Source organism: Pseudomonas sp. HS6-2 (assembly GCF_049325675.2).
In the GTDB taxonomy this organism is placed as follows: Bacteria; Pseudomonadota; Gammaproteobacteria; order Pseudomonadales; family Pseudomonadaceae; genus Aquipseudomonas; species Aquipseudomonas putida_N.
Genome location: NZ_CM143906.1, coordinates 2315038 through 2329394, shown reverse-complemented (window position 1 = coordinate 2329394; position 14357 = coordinate 2315038). Strand labels below are relative to the sequence as shown.

Sequence of the window (14357 nt, the reverse complement as noted above, 5' to 3'; positions counted from 1 at the left end):
TGTGTCGAGGGAAGTGCTGTTACCAGCCACCGCTATTGCTACGACGAGCAGCCAGAATTTTCTGACCATGCTCACGAATGGCAGCGTTTCGGGCTTCCCGATCAGCCTTCGCTTGGGCGATCTCTCGGGGCGTATGCTCACGGCACCGCTCAGCATGGGCATTGGCCTCAGCCTGTTTACGGGCCTTCTCTTGGGCGTCCTCGTACTGATGCTGGCGGTACTCTCGGGCAACTACAGGAATCGCTTGGAGCGACAGACCGGCCTCATCGAACGCCTTAACGATCTCGAATTGCTGGCCCTTAACGGTCCCGCATTGGGCGACCAGCATGGGCAGCATGATGTTCTCGACGTACTCACGGTTCAGGGTCTGGCCCGACACGGTGACTTCGTTCTTCAGGACTTTCGTGATAGTGATTTTCATGGTTTGGGTTCTCCTGTGAGGTGACCCATTCGCTCAGCCTTGGTGCCATAGACGCGCACGACAAGACGGCAAGGAGTGAGCCGCGTGGGCACCTTCCAAGGCTGACGAATGAGTTCTTGATTTGAGTGGTGTTGATGACGGATCAGGACATGGCGGGCCTGAAGGGCATCGGTATTGCGAAGGGTTCAACCGTGGCAACGGCTGTGCAGCAATGGCAGAGAGAAATTATTTTGTTGTTGGTCTTCCTGTCTTACCCATAGTGAGGGTTTTTAACGACAGTCTTGACGGACATCTTTAAGTTGTGAGTGAGATTCCCTCAGAGCCACTCAATGGAATCCTCAAGTGAGTCGAGGCGATGGCTTGAAGACACAACCCTTGTTCAAGTAGTTGATTCAAACGGTCGAGAGTCTTTTGGGGGCACTTAGCGAGGACCCGTTGGGCCACACCGTCCATATCGAAGGTGACCTGTCCAGCCTTGTAGGTCCTGAAGTTGGAGCGATGGTCACTAAGGGCACGACGCAACTCGATGAGCTGGGTTCGAGCTGGTCGAGGGAATACAGTAGACAAGACTGACATATCTTGTTCGGTGAGGCGTGAGTTAGCTGGGCAGACAATGCTGGTCATGTTGGAAGGTCTCCTTTGAGGTGTTCTTAAAGATGCCCTTTGAGATGAGGGGAGTTGTAATTAACAACCCCTCTCCCTCTGGGTCTGGTCGATGCTTTGACCTGAAGATGGTCGTTGAGATTTTCTTTATATTATCCGGCGTTAAGTCGCTAAGCCCCGGAATAGAGCCTCTGCGCCTACCTCAGCCACAATCTCAGCCTTGATGTCTGGGTGTCTCTCGACATACGAAGCGATCCCATGGGCAGCGTGTCGAGCAGCCTTGGCGATTCGCTGGGCGGTCCTCAAGGAATACTCATTGGTCTTACAGGCGTCCGCTGTGATCTCCGAAAGGAACAACGCACCGATGACCGCTCGTGCCTTGACGTTGATCTTTCCGTTGGTGACTCCGGCACTGGTGATGATTGACCCGGTAATGATGTCGTCTACCCATGGCAGCGGATCGGGAATCGCAAGGAGGTGCATGTAGGCTGCGACAGGGTTAGCGAAGGTGGCCTTTGGGCGTCCACGGCCTCGCTTGGGTTCATCGCTTGGGGTCTCTTGGGGTTGCCCTTGGGTGCCGTTGGTCAGGCCCTTGGCGGCTTTCTGTTGGTCCTCAGAGAGGGACTCATCGGCACGACGCTCAGCGGCCCATGCCTGATACTGGGCTTCGAGGTTTGCGGGTCGTACCATGTCCTTGCGGCGGATGACCTCGCCAGTGATTGGGTCAATGTGAAGGATGGTGCCGGTTTCGTGATCGACGTGGCGGTGTAATGGTCCGGGTTGGGTGAGCAGGGTCATGATAGTGGTCCTCATATGGCCGCTGCGAACGTGCAGCCATAGTGAGGGTTTTTACGACACCTACTTACGAAACAGCTTTAAGCTCAAGCCTTGCGCTTCAGCTCTTTTTTAAGCGAGTCACACAATTAACCCAAGAATTATTAAACACCTTGGTATACTCCGCCACTGCAACATCTTGATCTGGACTGTACTCAAACGATGGTGGCTGACCTTGCTGAATGTTGGCGTTTCTAATTAGATTCCTGAGGTAGGCATGATAATGCGGATTAGCTTGCATCGCGTTAGCTGTTTCAATTGACGTGCACTCACATACTGAAGACGGGCTAATCCTCAAATGATTTAATGCATCACTTTTCGCAGAGTCGTTCTGTATAGTGATAAAGCAGAAGTTAGAGCTTGTCTTTTTAGTTAGCCCATACAACTCATCTTCAACCTGCCCCCCCAACGCCACCACAGGGAGCACCAGGATTGCCGCACAAACTATTTCCCTTGCATTCATTGATCGACCTACAATTCTTAAGTTTTCTTTCAACATGGGCGCGAAGCATCTTAAGAAAAACCTTTTGAGGCGCTTTCACTTCCCTGTACAAGCAGCTTACCTATTAGTCTGGCTTGATGGCAATTTGATTTTAACGGATATCTAAACGGAACGCCTCCACAAGCACTTCAAGGAGAGCCGCTTAGGAGCCCTCTGTAATCCGGCATTTAGGTCTTTGTGGTGCTCCCTGAGACGCGCCCCGTTATCGAATCATCCCCAGCGCCTCGACCATAAGGCCCCTCGAAGCAGCCGCATTGCCCCCGTAGACATCGAATGCAAGTGACCCAGAGCTGTGCCCCAAGATGGCCTGGACGATCCCCACAGACACGCCAGCGGCCTTCAGATCGGACGCCATAGAGTGCCTCAACGAGTGGAACGACAGCCCTCCCCCGGTCTTAGTGCCCAGCAGGTCTCGGATCATCTGATTGGTGAGTTGATCGAAGCCACTCTTGGACTGAGTGAACAACCGCCCTTGGGTCTGCGAGAGTTTCTCAAGGTGGTCCTCTGGGATTCCCAGCAGTGGCACTGTGCGACGACTGAATGAGTTCTTGAGGGTCTTCCCGTCCTTGTCGTTGATGTCCATGACCCAGTGACCGCCATCCTCATAGATGTCACTGCCGGTGAGCTGGTGAATCTCTCCAATGCGTGCCCCGGTGGCAACCCCAAGGGCAATGACAGATGCTTTCCAGTCGTTCCCAAGGTTGCCCATTGCCCAGTCATGGAGAGCCTTTAGGTGGTCCCCAGTGAAGGCTGTGCGGTCGCTATCCGCCCCTTTGGTGATAGTCAGCTTCTTGGAGTAGTCACGCTCAATGAGACCCGTAGCCACAGCCCAGCCAATGACAGTGGAGGCATGGGTCATGACCTTGTTAACAGAGGATGGCTTACGACCATCAGCCAAGAGAGCATCACGAAGGCCCACAAAGGTTGCCCTTGTGTGCTTGGACATATCGGTGTCCCTGAGGTGCGCAACGATGGTGCTGGTGCTGCTCTTCCAGTTCTTCAAGGTATTGGCCGACTTGTCCCCGCCACGCTCAGCCTTGAAGGCTTCGTAGAGGGACTGGAATGTGGTCGTAGAGCTGTCCGTGGAGAGCGACTTACAGATAGGGACAGGGACAGGCACAGGCTCACGACTATCGACATCTCCTACTTGATTAACACTGCCTATAGGTCCCTTCAGGTCCCCATTGAGCAGCTCGACCAGCTCTCTCAGGTCTCCGCTGTGCCGCCCTTGAGCAGCCTCCAGAACCCTCTGAGCCATCAGAACGGCCTGCGCTTGGGCTAACCTCATGGGCATCGTCTCGGCTATCTGAGCGAGGTTCTCGGAGACCTCAGACAGGACCAGCCCATAGGCTTCGCCTTGTGGGTTGCCCAAGGCTTCCTCAGCGATGTCCCGAAGGTTATCCCGTAGTTCCCCCCAAGATGCCTCTGGGTTGTCGAGGTGGAACGCTTTGAGGGTCTGAAGCAGGTGCTTGGCAGTTGTCATGGCAGCAGGTCGATTGGTGGTCTTGAGCGAGATCGTGCAGGAGGTGTGGCAGCCCTTGAGGCGAACTCGAAGGTGATAGCGCCCAGAGGCTCTACGGTAGACGTAGGGCACTGCGATTTGTGACACGTTGGGACGATTTGTGACACTGGATTCAGCGGTAAGGATGGACATTTTGGGTGGAAGCCCCGTGCTGCTTGGCTTTACCCGAGATCAAGGACAGTTGGCAAGAAACTCCACGTTGACTCCTTATGAACCTGCGCCAGATCGGCGCGAAACTGTAGCAAGCATACCGTTGCGCCCGTGCCCTCGCCAGCCGAGGTAAACGCTGGCAACACAGTTCAAACAACCTTTTCAAACGCTTGTATGTTTTTTCGTTGACAGCCTGTGTGGCGCATCCTAACCTCGCAGCAACCTTCAACGCCGGATACCGCAGTGGGCAATCTCTACCTGATCCGACATGGCCAAGCCTCCTTCGGTGCAGACGACTACGATGTCCTCTCGCCCATAGGTGTGCGCCAGAGCCAGGCCCTGGGTGAACACCTCGCCCAGCTCGGCCTGCGCCTGGACCGCTGCGTGGCCGGTAATCTGCGCCGCCAGCAGGACACTGCACGGCACGCACTGCAGGCGATGAACGCCGGCGGTTGCGCGGTGCCGGCCATTGAGACCGACCCGGCGTTCAATGAGTTCGATGCCGATGGCGTGATTCGTGCCCTGCTGCCTGGCCTGCTGGATACGGAACCGCATGCCCGTGAGGTGCTGCGCAACGGTGCACAGAACCGCAGCGAGTTCCAGCGCTTGTTCGCCCTGATGGTGCAACGCTGGCACGCCGGCGACCACGCCGATGACGGACTGGAAACCTGGCAGGCGTTCACCGCACGGGTCGAAGCCGGCCTGCAGCGCGTGCTGGGCACTGCTGAGAGTGGCGACAACATCGCCGTGTTCACCTCCGGAGGCACCATCGCCGCCCTGCTCCACCTCATTACCCGAATCACCCCCAGCCAGGCCTTTGCGCTGAACTGGCAGATCATCAACACGTCGCTCAGCCAGCTGAAGTTCCGCGGCCGCGACGTGGCACTGGCCTCCTTCAACAGCCAAGCCCATGTGCAGCTGTTGAGGGCGCCGGAGCTCATCACCTACCGTTGAGCCCGGCCCGTTGTGTCCTTGCGGACGCGAATATCACTTAACAAGGAAAACACCATGAGCGATGTAGCTAAAGCCGTCGAGGCGATGAAAGCAAAATTCAACCCAGCTGCTGCGGCTGGCCTGGACCTGGTGTTCGGCTTCAACATCACCGACGAAGACAAGCACTATGCGCTGCTGGTCAAGGACGGTACCTGCGAAATTCAGGAAGGCGAGAACCCGGATGCCAACTGCACCCTGGTGCTGGACAGCGAAACCCTGAAGGGCATCGTCAGCGGTGAAACCGACGGCATGCAGGCCTTCATGGGCGGCAAGCTGCGCGTCGAAGGCGACATGATGCTGTCGATGAAACTCAGCGAGCTGTTCCCTTCCTGAGTGATGGGCACAACGCACGATGAGAAAACCGAAGCCTGACCGGCTTCGGTTTTTTTTTGCCCGGCATTCGGTGCAGTGATCGACCAGCAACACCCTCGCCAATATGGCACCTGGCACGCTTGTTCCACGGCCGCCAGGCCATTAGATTAGCCAATAGTCCTTGCGCCAGATAATAAGGAAAACGCATGACGCTCACCGACCAGTCCACCCAGGTACGCCCCGGCGAAGAACTCGACGCGGCCGTTATCGATCCTTACCTGAAGGACCACATTGCCGGCCTAGAGGGCACACCGAGCATCAGCCAGTTCCCGGGCGGCGCGTCCAACCTCACCTACCTGGTCAGCTACCCAGACCGTGAATTCGTGTTGCGCCGCCCACCGTTCGGCCAGAAGGCCAAGTCGGCCCATGACATGGGCCGCGAGTTCCGCATCCTCAACCAGCTCAACAGCGGCTTCCCTTATTGCCCCAAGGCCTACGCCCACTGCACCGACGAATCGCTGATCGGTGGCGAGTTCTACGTGATGGAGAGGGTCAAGGGCGTAATTCTGCGCTCCGACATCCCCACCGAGCTGGGCCTGGACGCCAGCCGCACCGAGGCCTTGTGCAAAAGCTTCATTGACCGCTTGGTCGAGCTGCACCAGGTGGACTACCACGCCTGTGGCCTGGCTGACCTGGGCAAGCCCGAAGGTTATGTGCAACGTCAGATCGAGGGCTGGACCAGCCGCTACGAAAAAGCCCTGACCCTCGATGCGCCACGGTGGGATAAGGTGATCGCCTGGCTGCACGAGAAGATGCCCGCCGACCACTCGCGTCCAGGCATCGTGCACAACGACTACCGCTTCGACAACGTGATCCTCGACGCCGACAACCCGATGCGCATCATCGGTGTGCTCGACTGGGAGATGGCCACCATCGGCGACCCGCTGATGGACCTGGGCAACAGCCTGGCCTACTGGATCGAGGCCAGCGACCCGGCACCGTTGCAACTGATGCGCCGCCAGCCGAGCAATGCCCCTGGCATGCTCACCCGCCGCCAGTTCGTCGACTACTACGCCGAGCGCGCCGGCATCCGCCTGGACAACTTCGATTACTACTATTGCTACGGCCTGTTCCGCCTGGCCGGCATCGTCCAGCAGATCTACTACCGCTATTACCACGGCCAGACCCAGGACAAACGCTTCGCCCAGTTCATTCACATGAACCGGCTGCTGGAGCAGATGAGCCTGCAGGTCATCGGCAAGTCCACGTTCTGACGCCAGACAATAAGGAAAACAGCATGCCCAAGACCCAACTGTTCGACCTCGACGGCAAGATCGCTTTCGTCTCCGGCGCCAGCCGTGGCATCGGCGAAGCCATTGCCCATCTGCTGGCCCAGCAGGGCGCCCACGTGATCGTCTCCAGCCGCAAGCTGGAGGGCTGCCAGCAGGTGGCCGACGCCATCATCGCCGCGGGCGGCAAGGCCACGCCGGTCGCCTGCCATATTGGCGAACTGGAGCAGATCCAGCAGGTGTTCGCCGGCATCCGTGAACAGTTCGGGCGCCTGGATATCCTGGTCAACAACGCGGCCACCAACCCACAGTTCTGCAACGTGCTCGACACCGACCCGAATGCCTTCCAGAAGACCGTCGATGTGAATATCCGCGGCTACTTCTTCATGTCGGTGGAGGCCGGCAAGCTGATGCGCGAGAACGGTGGCGGCAGCATCATCAACGTGGCCTCGATCAACGGTGTTTCTCCGGGCCTGTTCCAAGGCATCTATTCGGTGACCAAAGCTGCAGTGATCAACATGACCAAGGTGTTCGCCAAGGAATGCGCGCAGTTCGGCATTCGCTGCAACGCCCTGCTGCCAGGCCTGACCGACACCAAGTTTGCCTCGGCCCTGGTAAAGAATGACGCCATCCTCAATGCCGCGCTGCAGCAGATCCCGCTCAAGCGCGTGGCCGACCCCAAGGAAATGGCCGGCGCAGTGCTGTACCTGGCCAGCGATGCGTCCAGCTACACCACTGGCACCGCGCTGAATGTCGATGGTGGTTTCTTGTCCTGATCATCGGGGCGGGGTGGCGCTGAGCGCAGGGCTTGGGTGTTGTGTTGACGCGGATACCGAGCGCCGCCCGCGCGGCGCTCGGTATCTGCCCCACCAGAAGACTCAAGCCTTACAAACAGGTGGCCGCCGCCGCCCGGCGCTGCAGGGCCATGCCGTCATTCTTCTGCGCGTAGTAATCCACTCGCGTCCCGCCCGCCTGTGGATACACATCCACGAACGACTCCGCCTCGCGGGTATAAACAGTCAACCCGCCCTGCTTGCGTGGCTCCAGGTAGCCACTGGCGTCGTCGCCGAACACATCCTCTTTCTGCCAGCTGAACTGGATGCACTGGGCCACCAGCTCCGGCGCCTTGCGTGAATCAAGCTGGGCCGTCGGCTTGCCGCCCCGCGCCGTATCCATGGTCGCGCTTGCGCAACCGACCAACACCAGCGCCGCAGCCATCGGCAGAATTGCTCGCATGTTCCATCCTCGGGGCAAAAAAGAAAGCGACTCTAGCACTGCCAATGAATTGGCCCAAGTACGCCATTCATCGCCCACACGGCAAAATTTTGCAGGGCATGGAAACCAAATGGATCGATCCCAGTCTCAGTAAGTGTCCCGTAAACCTATGCGGATCAAGGACCTATATTGAGATGACCCGCTTTGCAAGCTTTTCGCTGATCGCCGCCTTCCTGCTGTTGTCGGGATGCTATCACGACCACTACCGTGATGACGGCGGCTGGCGCGATGACGACCGCGGCCACCGGCACCACCACCGACACGATCGCGACGACGACGACCGCCAATGGCGCGGTGACCGATACGACCGCTGAAGCGTCTCCCCTACCCTGACCCGCCGCCCAACCGTGCGGCGCCTTAACCTGATGATTCCTTCGAGGTTCCAATCATGCGTCTGACTCTACCTTCCCTCGCTCTTGGCCTGCTGCTGTGCCAGGGCGCTTTCGCCGGTGACGGTACTGCCGCCATTGGCGGTGGCCTGGGTGGTGTCCTGGGCAACGTTGTCGGCCAGCAAATGGGCGGCCGCACTGGCGCAGCTATCGGCGCCGGTGTCGGCGGTGCAGCCGGTAGTGCGGTAGCGGCGAAGAAAGGCAACCGTACCGAAGCCGCCATCGGCGGTGGCCTGGGTTCGGCCGGCGGCTCGCTGCTGGGCGGCGCGGTAGGCGGCAAGAATGGCTCCACCATCGGTGCCGGCCTGGGCGGCGCAGCCGGTGGTGCCCTGGGCAACCACCTGGGCGACAACGGTGGCAGCAAGAAGCACCATCACCGCCGTCACTAAGTGATGACAATGAAAAGGGCCGCATCTTGCGGCCCTTTTCATTTGTGCCAAGGCTGCAAACCTTGCAGCACATCAACACCACCTTCACCGCAAGCTGCCACACTGACTGCTACTGTCTTTCGTGCCCCCTTGAGTGAAGGAACACCCCCGCCCCATGAACCAGGAACTGCTCTGGGTCCTCGGCCTGCTGGCTGTCGTCGTCATGCTCTTCGTCATCAACCGCCCACGCATGGACGTGGTCGCCCTGTTGGTGATCCTTGCCCTGCCGCTGTCGGGAATCCTCACCGTGGAACAGGCCCTGGCCGGTTTCAGCGACCCCAACGTGGTGCTGATCGCCGCCCTGTTCGTGATCGGCGAAGGGCTGGTACGCACCGGCATCGCCTACCGCATCGGTGAGTGGATGAGCGAACGGGCCGGTAACAGCGAGGCCCGCCTGCTGGTCTTGCTGATGGTGTCGGTGGCCGGGCTGGGTTCGGTGATGAGCTCGACCGGTGTGGTGGCGATCTTCATCCCGGTGGTGCTGAGCATTGCCGCACGCCTGATGCTGTCACCCAGCCGGCTGATGATGCCGCTTAGCTTCGCCGGCCTGATCAGTGGCATGCTCAGCCTGGTGGCCACCCCTCCCAACGTGGTGGTGCACAGCGAGCTGGTACGCCATGGCGAGCCCGGCTTCAGCTTCTTCAGTTTCACCCCGTTCGGCCTGGTGGTGCTGGTGCTGGGCATCGGTTACATGCTACTGACGCGCCACTGGCTCAATGGCGAAGTGCGCAAGGACGGTCGCGTCGAGAGCCGGCGCACGCTGCTCGACCTGGTGCTCGACTACAAGCTCAGCGGCCGCGAACGGCGCCTGCGCATCCGCCCGCAGTCGCCACTGATCGGCCATACCCTGGGTGAACTGGAGCTGCGTACAAAGCACGGCGCCAACGTGATCGGCATCGAACGCCAGCACAAGTTCACCACCCGGGTGATCGCCGCCGACTCGGGCACCGTCCTGCACGAGGGCGATGTGCTGCTGCTCGACCTGTTCGCCAATCGTGACGACCTGCGTAACCTGTGCCAGACCATGCAACTGGAACCGCTGCACTTCAAGGCGGCCTACTTCATCGACCAGTCCCAGGACCTGGGCATGGCGGAAGTGTCACTGCCGCCAGGCTCGCAGCTGATCGGCAAGAGCATTCTGGAGCTGGCCTTCCGCAGCCGCTATGACCTCAACGTGGTCGGTCTGCGCCGCGAACAGGCGGCCATCGAAGAGCAACTGGTGGAAGAAAAACTGCGCCTCGCAGATACCCTGCTGGTGGTCGGCCCATGGAAGGCCGTGCGCCAGCTGCAGAGCCAGCCAAAGGACTTCCTGGTCTTAAGCCTGCCGGCCGAAATCGATCAGGTCGCGCCCGCCCGCACCCGTGCACCGCACGCGCTGGTCAGCCTGGTGGTGATGGTCGGGTTGATGGTCAGCGGTGCGGTACCCAATGTCATCGCCGCGCTGATCGGCTGCCTGCTGATGGGCGCCGGGCGCTGCATCGACATGAACAGCGCCTATCGGGCCATTCACTGGCAGAGCCTGGTGCTGATCGTCGGCATGCTGCCGTTCGCCCAGGCGCTGCAGAAAACCGGCGGCATCGACCTGGCGGTGGGCGGCCTGGTCAGCCTGCTGGGCGGCGCCGGGCCTCTGGCCATGCTGGCCTGCCTGTTCACGGTAACGGCCGTCATCGGCCTGTTCATTTCCAACACCGCCACCGCGGTGCTGATGGCACCGGTGGCGATCAGCACAGCAACGCAACTGGGGATGTCGCCCTACCCGTTCGCCATGACCGTGGCCCTGGCGGCATCGGCGGCGTTCATGACGCCAGTGTCTTCACCCGTCAACACCCTGGTGCTCGGCCCAGGTCAGTACCGCTTTGGCGACTTCGTCAAAATCGGCGTGCCCTTTACCGTGCTGGTGATGCTGGTGACCGTGCTGATGGTGCCCTGGTTCTTCGGCCTTTAGGCAATCTGGCAAGGAATGGAGGCTATTTGACATCAACTTGCACGATTACGGCAGATTGACATCAAGCACCCGGTGCCAACACACTGACACGTCAACGCCCCAGGTGCTTATTGCCGTTGTCCTGGATTTCGTTCCCGCTTGTCGGTCGAGCCTATGGTTTTTCCAGCACAATCGCGCCTGTTGCCCTTTATCGCCCTGTTCGGGCTGACCTTTGCCCTGACCCTCGGCGGGATCCTGGCCCGACCGATCGAATCGTTATCACTGTTCTGGCCAGTCAACGCGGTGCTGGCCGGCGTGCTCTTGCGCTACCCGCGCCAGGCCAGTCTCGTGGGCTTTATCCTGGTGTGGCTGGCGATGGTCGCGGCCGACCTGGCCTGTGGCAGTGCCTGGGCGCCAGCCCTGTGGTTCAACCTGTGCAACCTCGGCGTGGTGGTGACGGTGTGGTGGCTGCTGTCGCGCCTGCCCCGCCCGCACCGGCGCATGCGCACGCCGTATGGCGTGCTCAGTGTGTTCGGTGCCTGCGCGGCGGGTGCCGTGGTGGCGGCCAGCATGGCCTGCGTAATGGCCGCACCGTGGTTCGAAAAGTCGCTGCAGGCCACCTGGCAGGCCTGGTTCAGCGAACAGTTCTCGACCAGCGTGCTGGTGTTGCCGGTGCTGCTCACCGCCCCTTCGGCGCGCGTACTGATGCGCAGCGGCGCCCAGGCAATCCGCCTGGCGCCCTTGCTGGTGCTGCTGGCCTCAATAGCCTTCAGCATTGCCTTTGGTGGGCCAGGCGCCATCGCCTTTCCGATTGCCGCGCTGTTGTGGTGTGCCTGGACGTACTCACCCTTCCTGGTGTCGTTGCTGGCACTCATCGCCGGCAGCACGCTGATCGTCGCAGTGGCGCAGAACCTCATGCATTTCAGCGTGCCGCAGAGCGAACCCGGGGTCACCACACTGATGTCGGCACGCCTGGGTATCGCCATGCTGGTCCTCGGCCCGCTGGTGGTCGCCTGTGTCAGCCAGGCCAATCGCAGCCTGCTGGCGCGCCTGGCACGCCAGGCCACCATCGACCACCTCACCGGCCTGCTCAGCCGCAGTGCCTTTACCCGCCAAGCCAATGCCCTGCTTGACAACCGCCAGCAGCATGCACTGCCGCTGACCTTGATGATGCTCGACATCGATCACTTCAAATCGATCAACGACCACCATGGCCATGCGGTGGGCGACCAGGTCCTGCGCCAGTTCGCCCGCACCCTGCAGGACCAGTTGCATGACGAAGAACTGCTGGCTCGCCTGGGCGGCGAAGAGTTCGTGGTGGTTCTCCCGGGCTTGCCGCCGGAGCAGGCCAAGTTCACCGCCGAACGCCTTCGCCGCGCCGTGCAGGACCTGCATACGGCCCAGGGCGATGCGCGCCTGCAGATCACGGTCAGCATTGGCCTGGCCGGCTGCGCCGCGGACGAAACCGCGCCCAGCCTGGACGAACTGCTGGCACGCGCCGATCAGGCGCTGTACCGGGCCAAGGCCCATGGCCGCAACCGCGTCGAACAGGCCGAGGCACAGCGCCAGGTGATCTGAATCAGGTCAGCAGGTCCCAGGACAGCTTGGCGATCAGCACGCACAGCAAGATCAGGAACAGCCCGCGCACGAAGCCTGCGCCCTTGCGCACCGCCAGCCAGGTCCCGGTCAGTGCGCCGAGGATATTGCACGCGGCCATCGGCAGGGCAATGGCGTAAAGCACATTGCCCGACGGCACGAAGAACACCAGGGCTGCCAGGTTGGTGGCGATGTTGACCACTTTCGCCGACGCCGAGGCATGCAGGAAGTCGAGGGCGAAGAAGCGGATGAACAGGAAGATCAGGAAGCTGCCGGTGCCTGGGCCGAACAAGCCGTCATAGAAACCGATCGCCCCCCCGATCAGCACCGCCAGGCACTGCTCCCGACGGCCGATCTTCGCCGGCTTGTGCAAGGTGCCGAAGTCCTTCTTGCAGAAGGTGTAGATCGCCATCAGCACGATCAGCACCAGCACCGCCGGGCGCATCACGCTGGGCGGCACCAGCGAAACCGTGGCTGCCCCGGCGAACGACATGACAAAGGCGCTGAGCGCCGCCGGCACGATCAAGCCCCAGTCCAGGGTCACCTTGCGAATGAACGAGCGAGCGGCAAAGGCCGTGCCGCACACTGAAGCCAGCTTGTTGCTGCCCAGCAACGCTGCCGGCTGCGCAGTGGGCAACACGTTGAACAGCGCCGGGATCTGAATCAGGCCGCCTCCGCCGACAGCGGCATCGATCAGGCCAGCAGCAAAAGCAAACACGGAGAGTACGGCGATATCCATCATGGCGCGGTTCCAGGCAGTTAAAACGGACTGCAAGGCTAATCAAAGCGGCGCGCTTGTGTTGAAATGCCATATTGCGAAAACTGCAACAAGGAGCCTTCCATGGCATTGGACATGCTGCGCGAAATCCAGGCGTTCGTCAGTGTTGCGCACAAGCGCAGCTTCGTCGCCGCCGCACGCGCGCTGGGTCGCTCGCCCAGCGCGGTGACACGGGCGGTGCAAACCCTGGAAGACAACAGCGGCTGCAAGCTACTCAACCGTAACGCCAACGCTGTGTCCCTCACCGAAGCCGGTGAGCGCCTGCTGCCTCACGCCGAACGCTTGCTGGATGTGCAACGCGACGCGGTCGATGAACTGGCCGCGCTTACCGGCAGCGCGCAAGGCTGGGTGCGCTTTGCTGCGCCGCAACTGCTCGGCGAGCATGTTTTACCGGGTGTGCTGGCCAACTTCGGCCAGCGCCACCCGCAAGTAACCCTCGACGTGCAATACAGCGACGCAGCCCTCGACCCATTGCACGGCAAGTTCGATTTCGTGGTCCGTGGCGCCTTTGCGCAGTCGAGCGAACTGATTGGTTACCCGCTGTGGCGCTACCACCGACACTTGTATGCCAGCCCGGCCTATGTCGCCCGCGCCGGCATGCCCGAGCGGCCCGAGCAGTTGGACAAGCACGCCCTCATCTTGCATACCGCCCCGCGCATCCTCAAGGCCTGGCACTTCTGCCGTGACGGCCAGATTACCAGCCTACGCCCGCACCCACGCTTGCGCCTGGGTTCTGGCGATGCGGTTTATCACAGCACCCTCGCCGGTGCCGGTATTGCACGCCTGGCCGATTGGGTGGCAGAGGCACAGGTAAGGGCAGGACGCCTGGTGAGGGTGTGCGCGGATTACCGGCTGACCTCAAGCACCGGCCAGGACCCGCAGATGCACGCGGTGTACCCCTCCGGCGAGCTGCCCGCCCGGGTGCGCGAGTTGCTGCTGGCCTTGCGCCAGGCGGGTGAAGCCGCCTCTGAAAGGGCCGGCTGAAGGCTGTTCAAATTCTGCTCAATTTAACAGAACCCGCAATTTGCCTGGCTTACAGAATCTTATCCACAGACCTACCCACGTTTTTTGTGGACAGATTTCCCCGAGCAATGAAGGACTTATCGCACGCTCAGCAGCGCGATATTCGCCGCCTTGACCAGCTCGATCCACTCCTGCGCGCTGATCTCCCCGGACTGTTCCAGGGACTCGGCACAGCGCAGCGCCTGATCGTATTGATCCTCTTCGAGGATGCCTTCGCTGAGAAAACGGCTACGCCACTCCAGCATGGCTGAAGTGCCCTTCTTGCATTCCATCTATGTACTGACTCCCAAGGCAAAAGACTGGGTGCGCTATATACGA

General features: G+C 60.7%; 16 protein-coding genes. 9 read left to right on the top strand and 7 right to left on the bottom strand.

Features of this window, described 5'->3' with window-relative positions:
* Positions 1-19: 19 nt before the first annotated feature.
* The 4 genes from ACOKS3_RS10865 to ACOKS3_RS10850 form a co-directional block, all read right to left on the bottom strand.
* Positions 20-421 carry a DUF6971 family protein gene (locus tag ACOKS3_RS10865; RefSeq protein ID WP_054903696.1) on the bottom strand — a complete coding sequence of 134 codons (402 nt, stop codon included), beginning with the start codon at positions 419-421 and terminating at the stop codon, positions 20-22.
* A 765-nt stretch (positions 422-1186) separates the two neighbouring features.
* Positions 1187-1822 carry a hypothetical protein gene (locus tag ACOKS3_RS10860; RefSeq protein ID WP_054903457.1) on the bottom strand — a complete coding sequence of 212 codons (636 nt, stop codon included), beginning with the start codon at positions 1820-1822 and terminating at the stop codon, positions 1187-1189.
* Between the two features lie 97 nt (positions 1823-1919).
* Positions 1920-2357: a hypothetical protein gene (locus ACOKS3_RS10855; RefSeq protein WP_135192339.1), complete on the bottom strand. Its 438-nt coding sequence runs from the start codon at positions 2355-2357 to the stop codon at positions 1920-1922.
* A gap of 205 nt (positions 2358-2562) precedes the next feature.
* On the bottom strand, positions 2563-3843 hold the full coding sequence (locus ACOKS3_RS10850; RefSeq protein WP_054903458.1) for a tyrosine-type recombinase/integrase: 1281 nt from the start codon (positions 3841-3843) through the stop codon (positions 2563-2565).
* A gap of 432 nt (positions 3844-4275) precedes the next feature.
* Between ACOKS3_RS10850 and ACOKS3_RS10845 the strand changes: the two genes are divergently transcribed.
* From ACOKS3_RS10845 to ACOKS3_RS10830, 4 genes are all read left to right on the top strand, one after another.
* The gene (locus ACOKS3_RS10845) at positions 4276-4986 is read left to right on the top strand and encodes a histidine phosphatase family protein (protein ID WP_422763810.1); all 711 of its coding nucleotides are present in this window, start codon (positions 4276-4278) and stop codon (positions 4984-4986) included.
* Positions 4987-5040: 54 nt separating this feature from the next.
* Complete coding sequence (locus ACOKS3_RS10840; protein ID WP_027920549.1) at positions 5041-5358, top strand: SCP2 sterol-binding domain-containing protein; 318 nt, start codon at positions 5041-5043, stop codon at positions 5356-5358.
* Positions 5359-5543: 185 nt separating this feature from the next.
* Positions 5544-6611 carry a phosphotransferase family protein gene (locus ACOKS3_RS10835; RefSeq protein ID WP_422763811.1) on the top strand — a complete coding sequence of 356 codons (1068 nt, stop codon included), beginning with the start codon at positions 5544-5546 and terminating at the stop codon, positions 6609-6611.
* A 23-nt stretch (positions 6612-6634) separates the two neighbouring features.
* On the top strand, positions 6635-7402 hold the full coding sequence (locus ACOKS3_RS10830) for an SDR family oxidoreductase (RefSeq protein ID WP_422763812.1): 768 nt from the start codon (positions 6635-6637) through the stop codon (positions 7400-7402).
* A 109-nt stretch (positions 7403-7511) separates the two neighbouring features.
* On the opposite strand, the gene ACOKS3_RS10825 is transcribed toward ACOKS3_RS10830, so the two are convergent.
* A complete protein-coding gene (locus tag ACOKS3_RS10825; RefSeq protein WP_103446747.1) occupies positions 7512-7862 on the bottom strand; it encodes a hypothetical protein in 351 nt (116 codons plus the stop codon).
* 173 nt (positions 7863-8035) lie between these two features.
* Here ACOKS3_RS10825 and ACOKS3_RS10820 point away from each other — a divergent pair, with 173 nt between their 5' ends.
* From ACOKS3_RS10820 to ACOKS3_RS10805, 4 genes are all read left to right on the top strand, one after another.
* Positions 8036-8215: a hypothetical protein gene (locus ACOKS3_RS10820; RefSeq protein ID WP_103446746.1), complete on the top strand. Its 180-nt coding sequence runs from the start codon at positions 8036-8038 to the stop codon at positions 8213-8215.
* Positions 8216-8289: 74 nt separating this feature from the next.
* A complete protein-coding gene (locus ACOKS3_RS10815; protein ID WP_103446745.1) occupies positions 8290-8679 on the top strand; it encodes a glycine zipper domain-containing protein in 390 nt (129 codons plus the stop codon).
* A 154-nt stretch (positions 8680-8833) separates the two neighbouring features.
* On the top strand, positions 8834-10663 hold the full coding sequence (locus ACOKS3_RS10810) for an SLC13 family permease (protein ID WP_422763813.1): 1830 nt from the start codon (positions 8834-8836) through the stop codon (positions 10661-10663).
* 138 nt (positions 10664-10801) lie between these two features.
* Positions 10802-12220: a GGDEF domain-containing protein gene (locus tag ACOKS3_RS10805; RefSeq protein ID WP_422763814.1), complete on the top strand. Its 1419-nt coding sequence runs from the start codon at positions 10802-10804 to the stop codon at positions 12218-12220.
* Between the two features lies 1 nt (position 12221).
* Here ACOKS3_RS10805 and ACOKS3_RS10800 read toward each other — a convergent pair whose 3' ends face one another.
* On the bottom strand, positions 12222-12980 hold the full coding sequence (locus ACOKS3_RS10800; protein WP_103446742.1) for a sulfite exporter TauE/SafE family protein: 759 nt from the start codon (positions 12978-12980) through the stop codon (positions 12222-12224).
* A 99-nt stretch (positions 12981-13079) separates the two neighbouring features.
* On the opposite strand from ACOKS3_RS10800, the gene ACOKS3_RS10795 reads away from it, so the two are divergent.
* Positions 13080-14000, top strand: coding sequence for a LysR family transcriptional regulator (locus tag ACOKS3_RS10795; RefSeq protein WP_422763815.1), 921 nt, complete (start codon positions 13080-13082; stop codon positions 13998-14000).
* A 116-nt stretch (positions 14001-14116) separates the two neighbouring features.
* Here the strand turns inward: ACOKS3_RS10795 and ACOKS3_RS10790 are convergent, their stop codons facing one another.
* A complete protein-coding gene (locus ACOKS3_RS10790) occupies positions 14117-14311 on the bottom strand; it encodes a hypothetical protein (protein WP_103446740.1) in 195 nt (64 codons plus the stop codon).
* Positions 14312-14357: the final 46 nt, after the last annotated feature.

Coding starts and splice junctions, on each gene's coding strand:
- ACOKS3_RS10865 (WP_054903696.1), bottom strand. CDS start 421: ATGAAAATCACTATCACGAAAGTCCTGAAGAACGAAGTCACCGTGTCG.
- ACOKS3_RS10860 (WP_054903457.1), bottom strand. CDS start 1,822: ATGACCCTGCTCACCCAACCCGGACCATTACACCGCCACGTCGATCAC.
- ACOKS3_RS10855 (WP_135192339.1), bottom strand. CDS start 2,357: ATGTTGAAAGAAAACTTAAGAATTGTAGGTCGATCAATGAATGCAAGG.
- ACOKS3_RS10850 (WP_054903458.1), bottom strand. CDS start 3,843: ATGACAACTGCCAAGCACCTGCTTCAGACCCTCAAAGCGTTCCACCTC.
- ACOKS3_RS10840 (WP_027920549.1), top strand. CDS start 5,041: ATGAGCGATGTAGCTAAAGCCGTCGAGGCGATGAAAGCAAAATTCAAC.
- ACOKS3_RS10835 (WP_422763811.1), top strand. CDS start 5,544: ATGACGCTCACCGACCAGTCCACCCAGGTACGCCCCGGCGAAGAACTC.
- ACOKS3_RS10830 (WP_422763812.1), top strand. CDS start 6,635: ATGCCCAAGACCCAACTGTTCGACCTCGACGGCAAGATCGCTTTCGTC.
- ACOKS3_RS10825 (WP_103446747.1), bottom strand. CDS start 7,862: ATGCGAGCAATTCTGCCGATGGCTGCGGCGCTGGTGTTGGTCGGTTGC.
- ACOKS3_RS10820 (WP_103446746.1), top strand. CDS start 8,036: ATGACCCGCTTTGCAAGCTTTTCGCTGATCGCCGCCTTCCTGCTGTTG.
- ACOKS3_RS10815 (WP_103446745.1), top strand. CDS start 8,290: ATGCGTCTGACTCTACCTTCCCTCGCTCTTGGCCTGCTGCTGTGCCAG.
- ACOKS3_RS10810 (WP_422763813.1), top strand. CDS start 8,834: ATGAACCAGGAACTGCTCTGGGTCCTCGGCCTGCTGGCTGTCGTCGTC.
- ACOKS3_RS10800 (WP_103446742.1), bottom strand. CDS start 12,980: ATGATGGATATCGCCGTACTCTCCGTGTTTGCTTTTGCTGCTGGCCTG.
- ACOKS3_RS10795 (WP_422763815.1), top strand. CDS start 13,080: ATGGCATTGGACATGCTGCGCGAAATCCAGGCGTTCGTCAGTGTTGCG.
- ACOKS3_RS10790 (WP_103446740.1), bottom strand. CDS start 14,311: ATGGAATGCAAGAAGGGCACTTCAGCCATGCTGGAGTGGCGTAGCCGT.